The following is a 15,291-nucleotide window of genomic DNA, read 5'->3' as shown; positions in this document are numbered from 1 at the left end:
GTTTTTTTAGTCTTGTTCCAATTCTTTACGAATAAGATCACGTATTTCTTCCGGAAGACGACGTGGCATTAGATCTTTACTTAAACATGCCAACTCAACCTCACCAGAAGCAAGCAAGATTTCACCACGATAAATATTTTGTTGCAACACAAATGACGCAGCTTTACATGAAACTACACGTGCTGTAACAGTAATTAAGTCATCCATTAAAATAGGACGCATATATTTTACGTCAATTTTATATACTACAAAGTTGTAGTCTTTTTGATGCCAGTAATGGTCAACGCCAGCAGCGCGGAGCCATTCTGTACGGGTACGTTCCATATAGCGAATGTGGTTGGCATGGTAAACAATACCACCTGCGTCCGTATCTTCAATATAAACACGAATGTTGAATTCAAAATGATTCGCCATGAGAGTATTCCGTTTTAGTTCACTATAGAGCTTTATATTTAAAATATGACTGTTGAATAAAATATCAGTTCTATCCAAAGCCATACATCTGCTTTTAAATACGGGGCAGTTTAGCAGATTGCATACTAAGTCCTATGGCACAACCTTTCAATCGCGACTGCTGTCTTTCTTCTTTAAAACGGAACACTCTATGGTGAGCATATTGTTAAGTTAAGACTGTTTCCATGCAGCCTGAACTTGTTTAGCGATATTCGGATAGTCTAAAACGAATCTTATATGTAGCTCGGTTCCTGTCTTTAAGGCCTTATCATCTACTATAAAAGAAGGGTTATGATTCGGTGCAGCTTGACTTAAGTCCTGATTTTCAGGTGTTGCTCCTAAGAAAACGAAGAAAGAGGGCATTAATTTCCCATAATAGGCAAAATCTTCACTTGCACTTGCATTATGGTCCAAAACATGAAGATTCGAATCTCCAACAGTTTTGGCTAATGTTGGCTGGATAAGTTGAGTAAGAGCTTTATTATTCATGGTTACTGGAGCATAAGGCGCAATTTCAACTTTTGCTGTTACCTCATTAGCTTGAGCGTTATGTTCCACCAGAGTTGGTAAGCTCTTTAGGATATTTTCTCGGATCTGTTCGTTATTGGATCGAATAGTACCGATCATATTGACCTGTTCAGGAATCACATTTCCAGCTGTACCGCCTTGAATATTGCCAATACTAATAACGCCCATACCTTGGGTTAGGTCGGTTCTTCGGCTAATAAGACTTTGTAAATTATTAATCATTTGAGCTGATGCATAAATTGGATCTCTGCCTAACCAAGGAGTTGAGCCATGAACCTGTTTGCCGTTAACTTGAATCCGTAAGTGATCGGCACTGTTTAAAATAGCACCATCTTTATAATATAGATGTCCGCTTTTCATGCCGGACATGACATGCATGCCAAAAATAGCTTCTGGTTTGTAGGCTTTAAATGCACCATCCGCAATCATTTTTCTTGAGCCGATTTGATCACCATGCGTGAAGTTATCGATATCTGCTCCACCTTCTTCAGCTGGCTGAAATACAAAAACTACAGTGCCTGATATTTTATCTTTATTGGCCGCCAATATCTTTGCTGCACCTAATAACATTGCAGTGTGCGCATCGTGTCCACAAGCATGCATCACATAAGTTTCTTTACCTTGATAAATTGCCTTTTGTTTACTAGCAAATGGCACACCACTTTTTTCTTCCATAGGTAGCGCATCCATATCTGCTCTAAGCGCAATAATAGGGCCGGGGTTATTCCCTTTTAAAATGCCGATTACCCCTGTTTTTGCATAACCTGTTTTGACTTGAATGCCATAAGACTTTAATTCTTTTTGAACCAATGCAGATGTTTTAAATTCCATATTGCCTAGTTCAGGGTACTCATGAATGTGCTGTCTTAATTGAATGACCTGATTTTCATTTTGTTGTGTAGCATCTTTTACCCAATCCGCTAGGCTCAATTGACTTATTAGGGCAAGTGGAAAAATTAAAGCGGCTTTTTTGTACATATCCTTATCCTAAAAATATTATTGTTCAGAAGATTTAATATCTAGATTTCTTATAATTCAGTTTTTAAAAATATTAAAAAATCAATAAGGTATAAAGAAAGACTTAAAAGGTATAGAGTGGCTAATTTGTTGATAAGACAATTTTTATTTGAGTTAAAAAGAATAGTTAAATAAAAAAAGGAAGAGAAAATTCTCTTCCTTTGATTAGTTTTTAGGCTCAGGTGGCGTCATGCCAAACTGCAAATAAGATTGGTTGGTTGCAATGCGACCTCGTGCAGTACGCATAACATAACCTTGCTGAATTAAATAAGGTTCAATAACATCTTCAAGTGTTCCGCTATCTTCAGCCATAGCAGCTGCAAGGGCTTCAACACCAGCAGGTCCACCATCAAAACGTTCTAACAACATACTTAAATAACGTCGGTCTAAGGTATCTAAACCAGCTTTATCGACATTAAGCATATCAAGCGCACGTTGTGCCATTTCATGGTTAACTTCGCCTGTACCTTTTACTTGTGCATAGTCACGTACACGGCGTAATAAACGATTGGCAATACGCGGTGTTCCGCGTGAACGGCGTGCAACTTCTTCTGCACCCTCAACTGTAATGGGTACATCCATGAGGTTTGCAGATCGTGACACGATGTGAGTTAAGTCTTCTACAGAATAGAATTCAAGACGTTGCACAATACCGAAACGGTCACGTAGAGGCGAGGTGAGTAAGCCGGCACGTGTGGTCGCAGCAACGAGCGTAAAAGGTGGTAAATCGAGTTTAATTGAACGAGCAGCAGGACCTTCACCAATCATGATATCAAGTTGGTAATCTTCCATTGCCGGATAAAGAATTTCTTCAATCACTGGTGAAAGACGGTGAATTTCATCAATAAATAAAACATCGCCTTCTTCAAGGTTAGTCAGCATTGCAGCCAAATCACCCGCACGCTCTAAAACAGGCCCTGAAGTGGATTTGAGATTGCCACCCATTTCACGCGCAATAATATTGGCAAGCGTGGTTTTTCCTAAGCCCGGTGGACCGAAAATCAGTGTGTGATCGAGTGCTTCACCACGACCACGAGCCGCACCGATGAAAATTTCCATTTGCTCGCGTACGACTGGTTGCCCGATATAATCGGCAAGTGAAGTCGGTCGAATAGCCCGATCAAAATGATCTTCAGGTTTTTCTGTTCCACTGATTAGACGGTCTTGCATAGGTGTGTTTACTTCATCATTGATTTAAGTGCAGCACGAATAATATCGGCTGATTCAGTGTAATCGGCTTTAACCGCCGCAACAGCTTTTTGTGCCTCAAGAGGTTTATAACCTAGTGACTGTAAGGCTGCTTCTGCTTCTGCAACAGGTGAGTTCGAAACAAATTGAATCTGAGGCAGGGCGGCAGCGCTAGAAGTTCCTTGTGCCAAAGTTTTAAAACGGTCACGAAGTTCAATCATTAAACGTTCAGCTGTTTTTTTGCCTACACCCGGAACTTTAACCAAAGTATTCACATCGTCATGTTCAATTGTGTGTACCAGCAATTCAACACTTAACGTAGAAAGAATACCTAGTGCCATTTTCGGGCCAACACCATTTACTTTTAGTAAGGTGCGGAAAATAGTTTTCTCTTGAGCATCACTAAAACCATAAAGCTGCTGAGCATCTTCACGGACGACCAAATGCGTCCATAGCGTAACTTTCTGGCCTTTTTGTAATTGGCAAAATGTTGAAAGCGGTGTATCAATTTCATAGCCCACACCATTTACATTCAGTAAGACAGTTGGGGCTTCTAGGGCAAACACTTCGCCAATTAAACATCCGATCATAGCGTAATTTCACTTATTCATAACTGTAAATCTGGTCGTTTTAAATGTATTAAAACGACACTAGCTGTATTTCTTTCTATATTAAGGCAGCTTAAAACAAGCCGATTTTATTACCTTGTAGCTCTTGAGCCAAGCTATAAGCCTGATGATCTGAAAACTTACTGATAATATCGAGTACCTGCATGATATTGCTGTAGTGGTTATTACTAAAGCGAGCACCGTACAAGTTAAGAATAGACATCAAGCGCTGTTCTTTAAAGCTTAAAGATTTATGCGGCATCGTTAAGGGAACAAATGCATCAAGAATAGTTTGCAAACTTTGGTGAGCAATAATTTCTAAACCAGACTTTTGTGGGTGTTCGAAGATTTTTTCACGTGCCAGATTTTTGGCTGTTTCAATACCTGCCGCAATATCAGGCGAACAGTACTGTAAAAGACTACCTTTGAGCTGACCAGTAATAATTTCATAATGATGTTTGGCAAAAGCTGTAGTGACTTCATCAACCAGACGCTTCATAACACGACCACGCAATGCCGAAATTTTTTGTTGCCATGTACTGCTTGGAAGTGATAGCTCTTCAGGTTGACCATAATCTGCAATCAAGTTGAGAAAAATCGGTTCAACCTCTTGGTAATTCAGCATATTTAGAATAATGCCATCTTCTAAATCGATGAGAGCATAGCAAATATCATCGGCAGCTTCTAACAAATAGGTAAGTGGATGACGGCAGTAGTGATATTCACCTAATTGAATAAGTCCGAGCTGCTCAGCAATTTGTTTTAAAATTTCTTTTTCAGATTGATAACAACCAAATTTCGCTCGTTGGTGTGATGGACGATCACCTTGAGACGCGATTGTTTTTGAAAGCCAAGGATATTTTAAATAAGCGCCTAAGGTTGCGTAAGTTAAACGCATGCCTCCATCATCTGGATGATAGTCAATACGGGTTAATAGGCGTAATCCTTGGGCGTTGCCTTCAAACTGACGGACATCGGCTTCTTCTTCGGGAGTTAATTTTTTTAAAAAATCATTATGTGAGGCATCGTCAAACCATTCACGAATTGCATATTCACCTGCATGCCCGAAGGGTGGGTTGCCAATATCATGAGCAAGGCAGGCCGCTTGAATAATTGCGCCGACATCGGCGGGAGAAATCCAGACAGGCAATTCATCTTTAATTTTTTCGGCTGCCAGCATGCCCATGGAACGGCCAATACAGGAAACTTCAAGCGAGTGAGTTAAACGGGTATGAATGCCATCATGCTGTGCTAAAGGATGAACTTGAGTCTTGCGGTTTAACTGACGAAAACTTTGTGAAAATATAATGCGGTCATAATCTTTATGAAATGGGCTTCGAGCCAGCTCTGTACTGCTTTTTTTACTACCTAAACGAACTGCAGATAGCAGTTCTAACCAACGCATTTGTTCCATTTATCATTATTCAAAACTATAAAGCCTGATCATGCCAAAAAAATGCTAAAAGCACTAGCTTGGTGCGACATAGTTTGTCTTAGTTCAGGTTTTATTATGTTATTGAATAAACATGAAACAATTTATTTTGAGCGAGAATGATTAAAAAAATGATTTTGAACAAAAAACACATCACTTCTTGCAGAATTAGGTTACAGAATACTGATTCTACATCTAGCTGATTTTAGCAAGACACAGTAGAATATGCGCTCTCTCTAAAGTCACATTGCGGTAAGGTTCACAAGACCTGCCCGTGGAGCCAAAATCAACATGTTTATCGTGGCCGGTGCAGCAGCACATTCTTCTTTTAAGAAAGCTCAACTATTAACACGTTTATCGTCAATTAGTTCTGTTCAATCTTTTGACAGCCAATGGGTCTATTTGTTTGATCAAGCGCTCAACGAGCAGCAACATCAATCTGCTTTGCAATTATTAAATGACGGTGAGTCTTTTGAACTTCGTCAACCTGCAAGTGATGAGATTCAGATTTTAGTAACACCACGTGTGGGTACGATTTCACCTTGGTCATCTAAAGCGACTGACATTTTCAAAAACTGTAATACTCCAGTTCACCGTTTAGAACGTGGTCTTTTATTTACCTTAAAAGGTGTTTCTGAAATTTCTAATGAAGTAAAACAAGTACTTCATGACCGTATGACTGAAACTGTTTTTGCACAAATTGAAGATGCAAAAGCACTGTTTTCAGAAACAGCACCAAAACCTTTAAATTCAATTGATATTTTAGGTCAAGGTAAAGAAGCATTAGTAAAAGCCAACAACGAATTTGGTTTTGCGTTATCTGAACAAGAAATTGATTATTTAACTGAAGCATTTACTCGACTTGGTCGTAACCCAAATGACATCGAGTTGATGATGTTTGCACAAGCAAACTCTGAACACTGTCGTCATAAAATCTTCGGTTCTGAATGGACAATTGATGGTGAAAAACAACCATTATCATTGTTCCAAATGATTAAAAACACTTATAAAGAATCTCCAACTGACGTGTTATCAGCATATAAAGATAACGCATCTGTAATTGTTGGTTATGACACGATGCGTTTTTATCCGAAAGCAGATGAAAACGGTCATTTTGTTTACAAATATAAGAGCCAAGCTGCTCACATTTTAATGAAGGTTGAAACTCACAACCATCCAACAGCAATTTCTCCATTTGCTGGTGCAGCAACAGGTTCAGGCGGTGAAATCCGTGATGAAGGTGCAACTGGTCGTGGTGGTAAACCGAAAGCAGGTTTAACAGGCTTTACAGTTTCTAACTTAAATATTCCTGGTTTTGAACAACCTTGGGAAGAAAACTACGGTAAACCTTCACGTATGGCATCGCCATTACAAATTATGATTGAAGGTCCATTAGGTGGCGCGGCATTTAACAATGAATTCGGCCGTCCTGCATTAAATGGCTATTTCCGTACTTTCGAACAAAACGTAAATGGTGAAGTGAAGGGCTTCCATAAGCCAATCATGATCGCGGGTGGTTACGGTAACATTCGTCCTGACCATGTAGAAAAAGATGCGATTCAACCGGGTGACTTGCTCATTGTATTGGGTGGCCCTGCAATGTTAATCGGTCTTGGTGGTGGTGCTGCTTCTTCTGTAGACAGCGGCACAATGGGTGAAAGCCTTGATTTCGCATCTGTACAACGTGAAAACCCAGAAATGGAACGCCGTTGTCAGGAAGTGATTGATACTTGCTGGCGTTTAGAAGACTTCAACCCAATCGTGTCTATTCATGACGTAGGAGCTGGTGGTTTATCAAATGCAATGCCTGAGCTTGTAAACGATCATGAGTTAGGTGCAGTTCTTAACCTTCGTAAGATTCCTTCATTAGAGCCGGGCATGAGCCCAATGGAAATCTGGTCAAATGAAGCACAAGAGCGTTATGTTCTTGCAATTCGTCCAGAGTCTTTAGAACAGTTCGAATCAATCTGTGCTCGTGAACGTTGTCCATTTGCCGTGTTAGGTGAAGCAACTGAAGCTCGTCACTTAACTGTTGAAGATCCATTGTTCCAAAACAACGCAGTTGATATCCCAATGCAAGTGATGCTTGGTGGTACACCGCGTATGCAACGTTCTTATGAAACAATTGAACGTAAAGGCAACGAATTTGACGCTTCAAAAGTTGATTTGAAAGATGCGATTTTCCGTGTATTGAAAAATCCTACAGTTGCGTCTAAATCATTCTTGATCACCATTGGTGACCGTTCAATTACAGGTATGGTTGCACGTGACCAAATGGTTGGTCGTTGGCAGATTCCTGTTGCAGATGCAGCAGTAACGACTACCAGCTTACAAGGCTTCACTGGTGAAGCAATGGCAATGGGTGAACGTCCACCAGTTGCATTGTTAAATCCAGCAGCGTCTGCTCGCTTGGCAGTTGCTGAAGCAATTACCAATATTGCATGTGCAAACATTGAACAAATTAGCGATATCAAACTTTCTGCAAACTGGATGGCTGCTGCTGGTCAAAAAGGTGAAGACCAAGCATTGTTTGAAGGTGTGAAAGCGATTGGTATGGAAATGTGTCCTGCTTTAGGAATTGCGATTCCTGTAGGTAAAGACTCACTTTCAATGCGTACGACTTGGAATGATAACGGTGAGGATAAAGCTGTAACATCTCCAATGACTGGTGTAATTACTGCATTTGCTCCAGTAGCTGATGTTCGTAAGACTTTAACACCTGAACTTAAGAATTTAGAAGACTCAGTACTTGTCCGTATTGATTTATCTAAAGGACAATTCCGTTTAGGTGGTTCGATTCTTGCGCAAGTATATAAAGCAATTGGTTCAGTCACTCCAGATGTTGATAGTTTTGATGACTTCAAAGCGTTCTTTGCTTTAATTCAAGACTGGAATAACCGTGGCTTGATTCAGGCTTACCATGACATTGGGGATGGTGGTTTACTCGCAACTGTAGCTGAAATGATGTTCGCTTCGCGTTTAGGTGTAGCATTAGAAGATCAGACTACTGCTGGTTTATTTGCAGAAGAAATTGGTGCAGTAGTTCAAATCAAAGCAGCTGATTGGGAAGCTTTACAAGCAGAAGTAGCTGCTTCTAGCTTAAAAGATGCAATTGCTGTAGTTGGTCGCGTAAATAATACGGATCAATTATCTGTAAATGGCTTAACTTTAGAGCGTGCAGAGTTACAACAGGCTTGGTCTGAAGTATCTCATCAGATCCAACGTTTACGTGATAACGTTGAAACTGCTGACCAAGAATTTGCTTTAATTACTGATAAATCACATCAAGGTTTGATTGCTAAACCTACATTTGATTTAAATGAACCTATCGAAGCACCGTTTATTAATAGCCGTCGTCCGAATATGGCAATCTTGCGTGAGCAGGGTGTAAATGGTCATATTGAAATGGCAGCAGCTTTCGATAAAGTTGGCTTTAACACAATTGACGTACACATGAGCGATTTACTTGCTGGTCGTGTGAGCTTAAGTGATTTCGAAGGTTTAGTGACTTGTGGCGGTTTCTCTTACGGTGACGTAATGGGTGCAGGCGGTGGCTGGGCAAAATCAGTTCTGTTCAATGCGAAGTTACGTGATCAGTTTGAACAATTCTTCCATCGTGAAGGTACGTTTAGCTTAGGTATCTGTAATGGTTGCCAAATGTTGTCACAATTAGCACCGCTTATTCCGGGTGCTGAACACTGGCCACGTTTCCACCGCAATATGTCAGAAGTTTTTGAGGCACGTAGCGTAAACGTTCGTGTTGAAAAATCAGTTTCTGTATTACTTGATGGTATGGAAGGTTCGATTTTACCGATTGCAGTAGCACATGGTGAAGGCCGTGCGGTTGCTAGCGAAGCTGATATTGCAAGCTTAAATGCAGCGAATCAAGTTGCATTGCGTTATGTTGACAGCCATGGTAACCCGACTCAACATTATCCATTGAACCCAAATGGTTCACCGGAAGCGATTACGGGCGTAACGTCTAAAGATGGTCGTGCAACGATTATGATGCCGCACCCTGAGCGTACTTTCCGTGCTATCCAGCATTCTTGGAAACCAGAAGAGTGGACTGAAGACGGTGCTTGGTTACGTATGTTCCGTAACGCACGTAAGTTTATTGGTTAATATAAAAATTGAAATAAGCCACCGTAAGGTGGCTTATTTGTATGTAGTACAATGTGAATAGAATAAATAGTAGAGAAGAAAAATGAAGTCAAAAATCCATTTCCGTGAGTTTGCACTGTTGATGGCATTACTCATGTCTATCGTGTCTTTTTCGATAGATGCAGTGTTGCCTGCTTTAGGTGAGGTTGGACGAGTTTTTGAATTAAAGAATAATAATCAGACCCAGTGGGTCATTATTGGTATTTTCTCCGGCATGACAATAGGGCAGTTGATTGCAGGTCCACTTTCCGATGCGATTGGACGAAAACGTATTTTATTTACCGGTATTATCATCTACTTTTTGGGAAGTTTATTGTGCTTTACCACACAAAGTTTTGAATGGTTTTTAGTAGGTCGCTTTATTCAAGGTATTGGGGTTTCAGGTCCTTATGTCGCCTCAATTTCCATTGTGCGAGATAAATACAGCGGCGCTCAGATGGCCCGTATTATGTCCTTAATCATGATGGTATTTATGGTCGCTCCCGCGATTGCACCAAGTCTGGGACAACTCATTATTCACTTCTTTGGTTGGCGTGATATTTTTGTCTTATACATGATCTATGCCACATTCATTGGAGCGTGGGTCGCTTTACGTTTAGAAGAGACGTTACTTCCTGAAAATCGTTTACCTATGCGTTTACAAGCATTTCAAGAGGGTTTCAAAGAAGTTGTAAGTAATAAAACCACCATGAGCTATTTGTTATGTGCAGGCTTTTGCTTTGGGGGATTTATTGGTTACTTAGGTACTTCTCAGCAAATTTTTATGCAGCAGTTTGGTAAAACAGGGCAAGAGTTTAGTGCTTATTTTGCTGTGCTTGCTGGTGTAATGGGCATTGCTTCATTTACCAATTCTAAAATTGTCATGAAGTTTGGTATGCGTCCAATCTGTATTTATGGCTTTCTCGGTCTGTGCTTAATTTCATTAATTTTCTTAGGGATTCAACTTATAGGTGTGACTGTAGCATTTTGGATGTTTATGCTTTATGCCTGTATTTTATTTTTATTATTTGGAACTTTATTTGGTAATTTAAACGCGATTGCAATGGAAACTATGGGACATGTAGCTGGTATGGCATCAGCTATTATTGGTGCAGCTTCGTCCGTATTGTCACTTATTCTTGCCTCTATTATTGGGCAATTATATAACGGCACACTAATTCCAATGACTTGCGGTTTTGTCATTTTATGTGGTTTAGCATTTATGATGACCGTATATGAGAACAGATATTTAAAGAAATCGAATGTTTAAAATGATCCAGAATAATGATAGCTCACTGAATTAGAAAAATTTTCTTTAAACTTAAAGTAAAGGTAAGAAAATACGTTTTTTTAAGTACTTTAAGAAAATCTATAAGAGTATAGACATAAGTATATTTAACCCCTTATGCTTGGATTGCTGTTGGTTCAATTTTTGCTTTCTCTGTAACAACGATAAAAATCGGAGATCAAAATGATGAAAAACAAAAATCACATAAGAACGATGTACACAAGAGATAAAGGTTGGCGCTTATTTGGCTTGGCGCTTGCCATACAAATACTTTTTATTGGAGCAAATTATTTAGCAATGATGAGCTGACTTTGATTCGGAGTCTTCTTAAAGGGTATGATTTAAAGCAAATTTACTAGTTTTGAGTCATTCTATTCATGTTAAAGCTGATTTATTACGTACCTGAGTCACATCTTGAGTCGACTAAACAGTCTATATTTGCGGCCGGAGCAGGTGGGATAGGGAACTATGAACAATGTGCTTGGCAAGTTAAAGGAATAGGGCAATTCAAGCCAGTTAAAGGAGCTGACCCTTATATAGGAGAGCTAGGTGAACTTGAGCAAGTTGACGAATGGCGTGTTGAAACGATTGTGCTTGAAGAAAAGGCAAGTGCAGTGGCAAAAGCATTAAAGGCAAGCCATCCTTACGAAGAGCCTGCCTTTGAGTTTATTCAAATCATAGAAGTTGATTTTTAATTAAACTGTGAAAAGTCCGGTTTACGTTTTTGCATAAATGCCTGCACAGCTTCTAGCATTTCTGGTGATTGAACGCGTTGCATAAAGATTTCTGCTTCATGGTCAATACATTCAATAATCTGATCTAAATCATGTTTCATTAATGCTTTGGTTTGTTTTAATGAAGCAAGCGGTAAAGCTGTTAAGTGTTGGGCAGTTGCCTGAGCAGTGGCATAAGCATCTTCAACGATTTCATTAACTAAACCAGCTTGTACAGCAGTTTCTGCATTGAACTTTTTGGCAGTAAGCAGTAGTTCAGCTGCTTTGTGATAACCAGCTTGTTTAACCAATAATTGACTTGCACCACCTTCAGGAGAAAGCCCAAGGCTAACAAAAGGAATTTGAAAGAGGGCCGTATTGTCGGCAAAAACGAGGTCTGCCTGTAATAAAATCGTAACACCAATACCAATTGCCACGCCTTTTACTGCAATAATAAGCGGCTTCGATAATCTGGCAGCAGATTTAAGGAGTACAAATGGAGGAACTTGACCTGCTGGACCAGCATTCGGATTTTGTACAAAACCCATAAAATCTTTCATGTCATTACCAGCGGTAAAGTCATGTTCGGCACCACGTAGAACGATTACTCGTACATCTTTATTTTGGTCGGCTTCATCAAGTGCTTTGGCAATCCATAAGTAAAGTTCGCCATATAATGCATTTTTTGCTTCTGGGCGATTTATGGCTAAGGTGAGTACGCCACCTTCTAAATTTGCTTGTAAATGTTGATGAGGTTGTTGAATACAGCTAAGTGTCATCGTACTATCCTTGCTTTAAACCACGTTGTTGATTTTTAGGTTCTCATTATGGCGCATATTTTTTGTAATGAGCGTAACTGGTGAGTTCATAAAAAGTGAAAAACTAATTATGTATACATTTGACTATCTCGTTTTTATAGGTCGTTTTCAGCCATTTCATTTGGCACATATGCAAACGATTGAAATTGCACTGCAACAAAGTCGCTATGTGATTTTGGCTTTAGGTTCTGCCCAAATAGAACGTAATATAAAAAATCCGTTTCTTGCAATTGAACGAGAACAAATGATTTTATCTAATTTTTCATTAGATGAGCAAAAGCGCATTCGTTTTGTACATGTGGTTGATGTTTATAATGATGAGAAGTGGGTAAAACAGGTTAAATCATTAGTAAATGGTGTAATAGAACCGAACTCAAAAGTTGGTTTGATTGGCCACTTCAAAGATGAGTCATCTTATTATTTACGACTATTTCCAGAATGGGTGATGGTCGAACTTGATAGCTTGAAAGATTCGATTTCTGCCACTCCAATGCGTGAAGCCTACTATCAGGGCAAAATTAAAACGGATGCATTTCCCAAAGGCACCATTCAATTTTTGGAAGAATTCCAAAATACACCGTTATATTTACAGCTACAGCAAAAGTTTTTACAGGCAGACCATTCAAATATTGAGGAAACCGTGTCATCTCATAAAGAATGAGTCGATTTAACTAAAGAATCCCTGTTTTTTAAAGTAGATTGAATTGTTTGATGCCTTTTTAGTCTACTTTAAAAACCTGCAAATTGTTGTGTCCAGTAACTTCTTTGTTTAGCAGACTGGTCAGAAGCACATGCAATGGCATATTCGGTATATCTAGGGTTCATGATATTACTGCAATGCAGAGGACTGGCGATCCATTTAGCCATGACCTCATTTAAAGTTTTTTGTCCACTCGCGACATTCTCACCATTGGCTTTACTCAGCATATGATATTTTTTTAATCTCGCTCTTAAATCTAAACCTGTTGAGCCAACATGTCCAAGAAAGTTGTTATTTGCCATATCTTTAGAGTGAGCACTTGCACCTTGATATAAATTATTATTCCAGCTTAAAGGTTTAGCTGCAGAAAAATACTGCTGACCACATTGACGAGGATGTTGTCGAATTTCATTAATTGCATTAAGCATAGCTTGTCGGTAAGCAGGATTTTGTAAGTCTTGGCAGCTTATTTCTATCGATGATTTTTGAACTTGTGGTGTAGAAGAGCTCAGTGTAGGAGGAGTGCTTGATGAATTAACGGAGCAGGCAGCAATAACAAGGCTACAAGGCAATAAAGTACAAACTTTTAGTAGATTCATAGCAATGCCTGAGTTCGAGTTATTTTAATATTTTTATCATACGCCAAATTAAAATAGCTGAGCAATTTATGTGCGTGTAAAAAAGCGAGTATTCAACTCGCTTTTTTGTTACCCAAGCTTATTAATTAAGCTGTTTGTAATGCTTTTAAATCTTCTAAAACCTGTTCAGCATGGCCGGCCGCTTTCACCTTACGGTAACTTTTAACTAAGGTTTTATTATGGAAAATAAAAGTAGAGCGTTCGATCCCCATTACTTTTTTCCCATACATATTCTTTTCTTTAATCACATCAAAGTGTTTGCAAAGTACTTCTTCTTTGTCACTAATTAAATCGATTGTTAGTGCCTGCTTTTCTGTAAAGTTTTGGTGGGCTTTTACCGAGTCGCGTGATACTCCAAAAATACGAGCACCTAAAGCATCAAATTTATCTTTTAAACAAGAAAAGCCGACAGCTTGTGTTGTACAGCCTGGCGTTGAGTCTTTAGGGTAGAAGTAAATAATCAGCCATTCATTATCGACTTCAGCCAAATTAACTTCGCCGTGTGTGGTTGGGAAAACCTGATTTGGCAGTTGAATATTCTCAGACATTTCTTATCCTTTAAAAGTTAAATTTGATCTAATTCAAGTGGTAAAAAAGCATATTCTTCATGATAAACAATATCGAGCTTTCTTACAGGAATAGCTTTGTTAAAAATTGGACCATCAATCACAGTGGTATGAAATTCACCACCTTCTCCACATGGATCAATTCCACGGTTTTCAAGTTCCTGTATATATTCTAACGATAACACTTGACCTAAATCTTCCACCTTCATCCCGAGTTTAAGGTTTACAGTCACAACTACACTCTGAAATCCAAGTTGAATAAATTCTTCAACAACTTCACGATGGGGCCGTAGCCAGAGCGGCATTCCTAATTTAAGGCCCACTGTTTGAGTAACACGATCATGCCAACAACCATGTTCCGGCATATCTAAATCACCTGTAACCAGTACCTCAGCACCTTTTTGTTTGGCTTCATTTAGTAAGTTGATGAATTTATTTTCATAGTCATTCCAGCTAGATGATGCCATAAATACAGGTAAGCCAATTGCTTGAGCTTGCGCCCGGATAATATCAAGTGGCATAGCATGTGAACGGGAGCGTTGTCCTTGCTCTTCCAGCATAACGATTAAACCAATTACGTTACCGGTTTGCATGGCATGATAAAGTGCAAGAGAGCTGTCTTTACCTCCACTAAAGGAGACAATTGACTGTCTGTTATGTGCGTTAGTTTTCCATTGGTCTTGCATGACTTATTTCGAATGAAGAGATCGGTGTCATTTTAACAGAGCTATAAAAAAGCCTGCATAAATGCAGGCTTAATTTGGAGCAACAAAAGCTTATTTTTTAGGAGCTTGTTGTTGAGCTGCTTTCATTGCTTCTTCAGTTAATTTCTCAAGCTTAGTTGTTAACTGAGGACCGAAACATGCTTTAAGGTCACGGTTTTGCTGTTGTACAAAAGCTAAAGAGCTTGGGCTTTTCTTCGCATTGATTGCGCTTTGAATTTCCCATTTTTGTGCTTCAGTCACTTTACCTTGCGCTTCAACTTGGCAGCTACAGAATTTGCTTACTTCTGCTGAACTTAATTTACCGCCTTTTGCAGTTTGGTCTTTACAAACGTTGATTAATGCACCTTTAACGTTAGTGCTTTTATATGCTGCTTGAACTGGGTTTTCAGCTGCTTGAGCTGAACCAGCCATAAGTGCAGCTGCTGAGAATAAAGATGAAAGAATAAGATTTGATTTTAACAACTTCATAAATTT

The 15,291-nt window shown here is 39.3% G+C and carries 15 protein-coding genes; 5 read left to right on the top strand and 10 right to left on the bottom strand.

What is annotated here, in order from left to right:
• Window positions 1-6 precede the first annotated feature (6 nt).
• From ybgC to EGS71_RS07895, 5 genes are all read right to left on the bottom strand, one after another.
• Window positions 7-414: a tol-pal system-associated acyl-CoA thioesterase gene (ybgC, locus tag EGS71_RS07915; protein ID WP_001273591.1), complete on the bottom strand. Its 408-nt coding sequence runs from the start codon at window positions 412-414 to the stop codon at window positions 7-9.
• 210 nt (window positions 415-624) lie between these two features.
• The gene (locus EGS71_RS07910) at window positions 625-1,959 is read right to left on the bottom strand and encodes a M20 family metallopeptidase (RefSeq protein ID WP_000276841.1); all 1,335 of its coding nucleotides are present in this window, start codon (window positions 1,957-1,959) and stop codon (window positions 625-627) included.
• 204 nt (window positions 1,960-2,163) lie between these two features.
• Window positions 2,164-3,168 carry a Holliday junction branch migration DNA helicase RuvB gene (gene ruvB, locus EGS71_RS07905; RefSeq protein WP_001154002.1) on the bottom strand — a complete coding sequence of 335 codons (1,005 nt, stop codon included), beginning with the start codon at window positions 3,166-3,168 and terminating at the stop codon, window positions 2,164-2,166.
• An 8-nt stretch (window positions 3,169-3,176) separates the two neighbouring features.
• Entirely contained in the window at window positions 3,177-3,776 is a 600-nt protein-coding gene (gene ruvA, locus EGS71_RS07900) for a Holliday junction branch migration protein RuvA (RefSeq protein WP_000578663.1), read from the bottom strand.
• Between the two features lie 91 nt (window positions 3,777-3,867).
• Window positions 3,868-5,208 (bottom strand): deoxyguanosinetriphosphate triphosphohydrolase, encoded by a 1,341-nt coding sequence (locus EGS71_RS07895; protein ID WP_000437078.1) that lies wholly within the window; start codon window positions 5,206-5,208, stop codon window positions 3,868-3,870.
• Between the two features lie 309 nt (window positions 5,209-5,517).
• Here EGS71_RS07895 and purL point away from each other — a divergent pair, with 309 nt between their 5' ends.
• The 4 genes from purL (at window position 5,518) to EGS71_RS07880 (ending at window position 11,352) form a co-directional block, all read left to right on the top strand.
• Window positions 5,518-9,351 carry a phosphoribosylformylglycinamidine synthase gene (purL, locus tag EGS71_RS07890; RefSeq protein WP_000471071.1) on the top strand — a complete coding sequence of 1,278 codons (3,834 nt, stop codon included), beginning with the start codon at window positions 5,518-5,520 and terminating at the stop codon, window positions 9,349-9,351.
• Window positions 9,352-9,433: 82 nt separating this feature from the next.
• Window positions 9,434-10,639, top strand: a complete 1,206-nt coding sequence (locus EGS71_RS07885) for a multidrug effflux MFS transporter (protein WP_002009642.1) — start codon at window positions 9,434-9,436, stop codon at window positions 10,637-10,639.
• A gap of 201 nt (window positions 10,640-10,840) precedes the next feature.
• A complete protein-coding gene (locus EGS71_RS22885; RefSeq protein WP_000977276.1) occupies window positions 10,841-10,966 on the top strand; it encodes a KGW motif small protein in 126 nt (41 codons plus the stop codon).
• Window positions 10,967-11,034: 68 nt separating this feature from the next.
• On the top strand, window positions 11,035-11,352 hold the full coding sequence (locus EGS71_RS07880; protein ID WP_000916029.1) for an NIF3 1: 318 nt from the start codon (window positions 11,035-11,037) through the stop codon (window positions 11,350-11,352).
• On the opposite strand, the gene EGS71_RS07875 is transcribed toward EGS71_RS07880, so the two are convergent.
• Entirely contained in the window at window positions 11,349-12,149 is an 801-nt protein-coding gene (locus tag EGS71_RS07875; protein ID WP_002009830.1) for an enoyl-CoA hydratase-related protein, read from the bottom strand. The two genes, EGS71_RS07880 and EGS71_RS07875, sit on opposite strands and share 4 nt — an antisense overlap.
• A gap of 109 nt (window positions 12,150-12,258) precedes the next feature.
• Here EGS71_RS07875 and EGS71_RS07870 point away from each other — a divergent pair, with 109 nt between their 5' ends.
• Window positions 12,259-12,849, top strand: a complete 591-nt coding sequence (locus EGS71_RS07870; protein ID WP_161808440.1) for a nicotinate-nicotinamide nucleotide adenylyltransferase — start codon at window positions 12,259-12,261, stop codon at window positions 12,847-12,849.
• A 68-nt stretch (window positions 12,850-12,917) separates the two neighbouring features.
• Here EGS71_RS07870 and EGS71_RS07865 read toward each other — a convergent pair whose 3' ends face one another.
• The 4 genes from EGS71_RS07865 to EGS71_RS07850 form a co-directional block, all read right to left on the bottom strand.
• The gene (locus tag EGS71_RS07865; RefSeq protein ID WP_001050698.1) at window positions 12,918-13,487 is read right to left on the bottom strand and encodes a CAP domain-containing protein; all 570 of its coding nucleotides are present in this window, start codon (window positions 13,485-13,487) and stop codon (window positions 12,918-12,920) included.
• Between the two features lie 125 nt (window positions 13,488-13,612).
• Window positions 13,613-14,074: a peroxiredoxin gene (locus EGS71_RS07860; protein ID WP_002010343.1), complete on the bottom strand. Its 462-nt coding sequence runs from the start codon at window positions 14,072-14,074 to the stop codon at window positions 13,613-13,615.
• A 17-nt stretch (window positions 14,075-14,091) separates the two neighbouring features.
• A complete protein-coding gene (locus tag EGS71_RS07855; protein WP_001153972.1) occupies window positions 14,092-14,778 on the bottom strand; it encodes a diphthine--ammonia ligase in 687 nt (228 codons plus the stop codon).
• A 90-nt stretch (window positions 14,779-14,868) separates the two neighbouring features.
• The gene (locus EGS71_RS07850; protein ID WP_000771345.1) at window positions 14,869-15,285 is read right to left on the bottom strand and encodes a hypothetical protein; all 417 of its coding nucleotides are present in this window, start codon (window positions 15,283-15,285) and stop codon (window positions 14,869-14,871) included.
• Between the last annotated feature and the right edge of the window lie 6 nt (window positions 15,286-15,291).

It is taken from the genome of Acinetobacter sp. FDAARGOS_559 (genome assembly GCF_003940475.1).
In the GTDB taxonomy this organism is placed as follows: Bacteria; Pseudomonadota; Gammaproteobacteria; order Pseudomonadales; family Moraxellaceae; genus Acinetobacter; species Acinetobacter baumannii.
The sequence above is the reverse complement of the archived record's forward strand: the minus strand, read 5'-3'. Positions and strand labels throughout refer to the sequence as shown.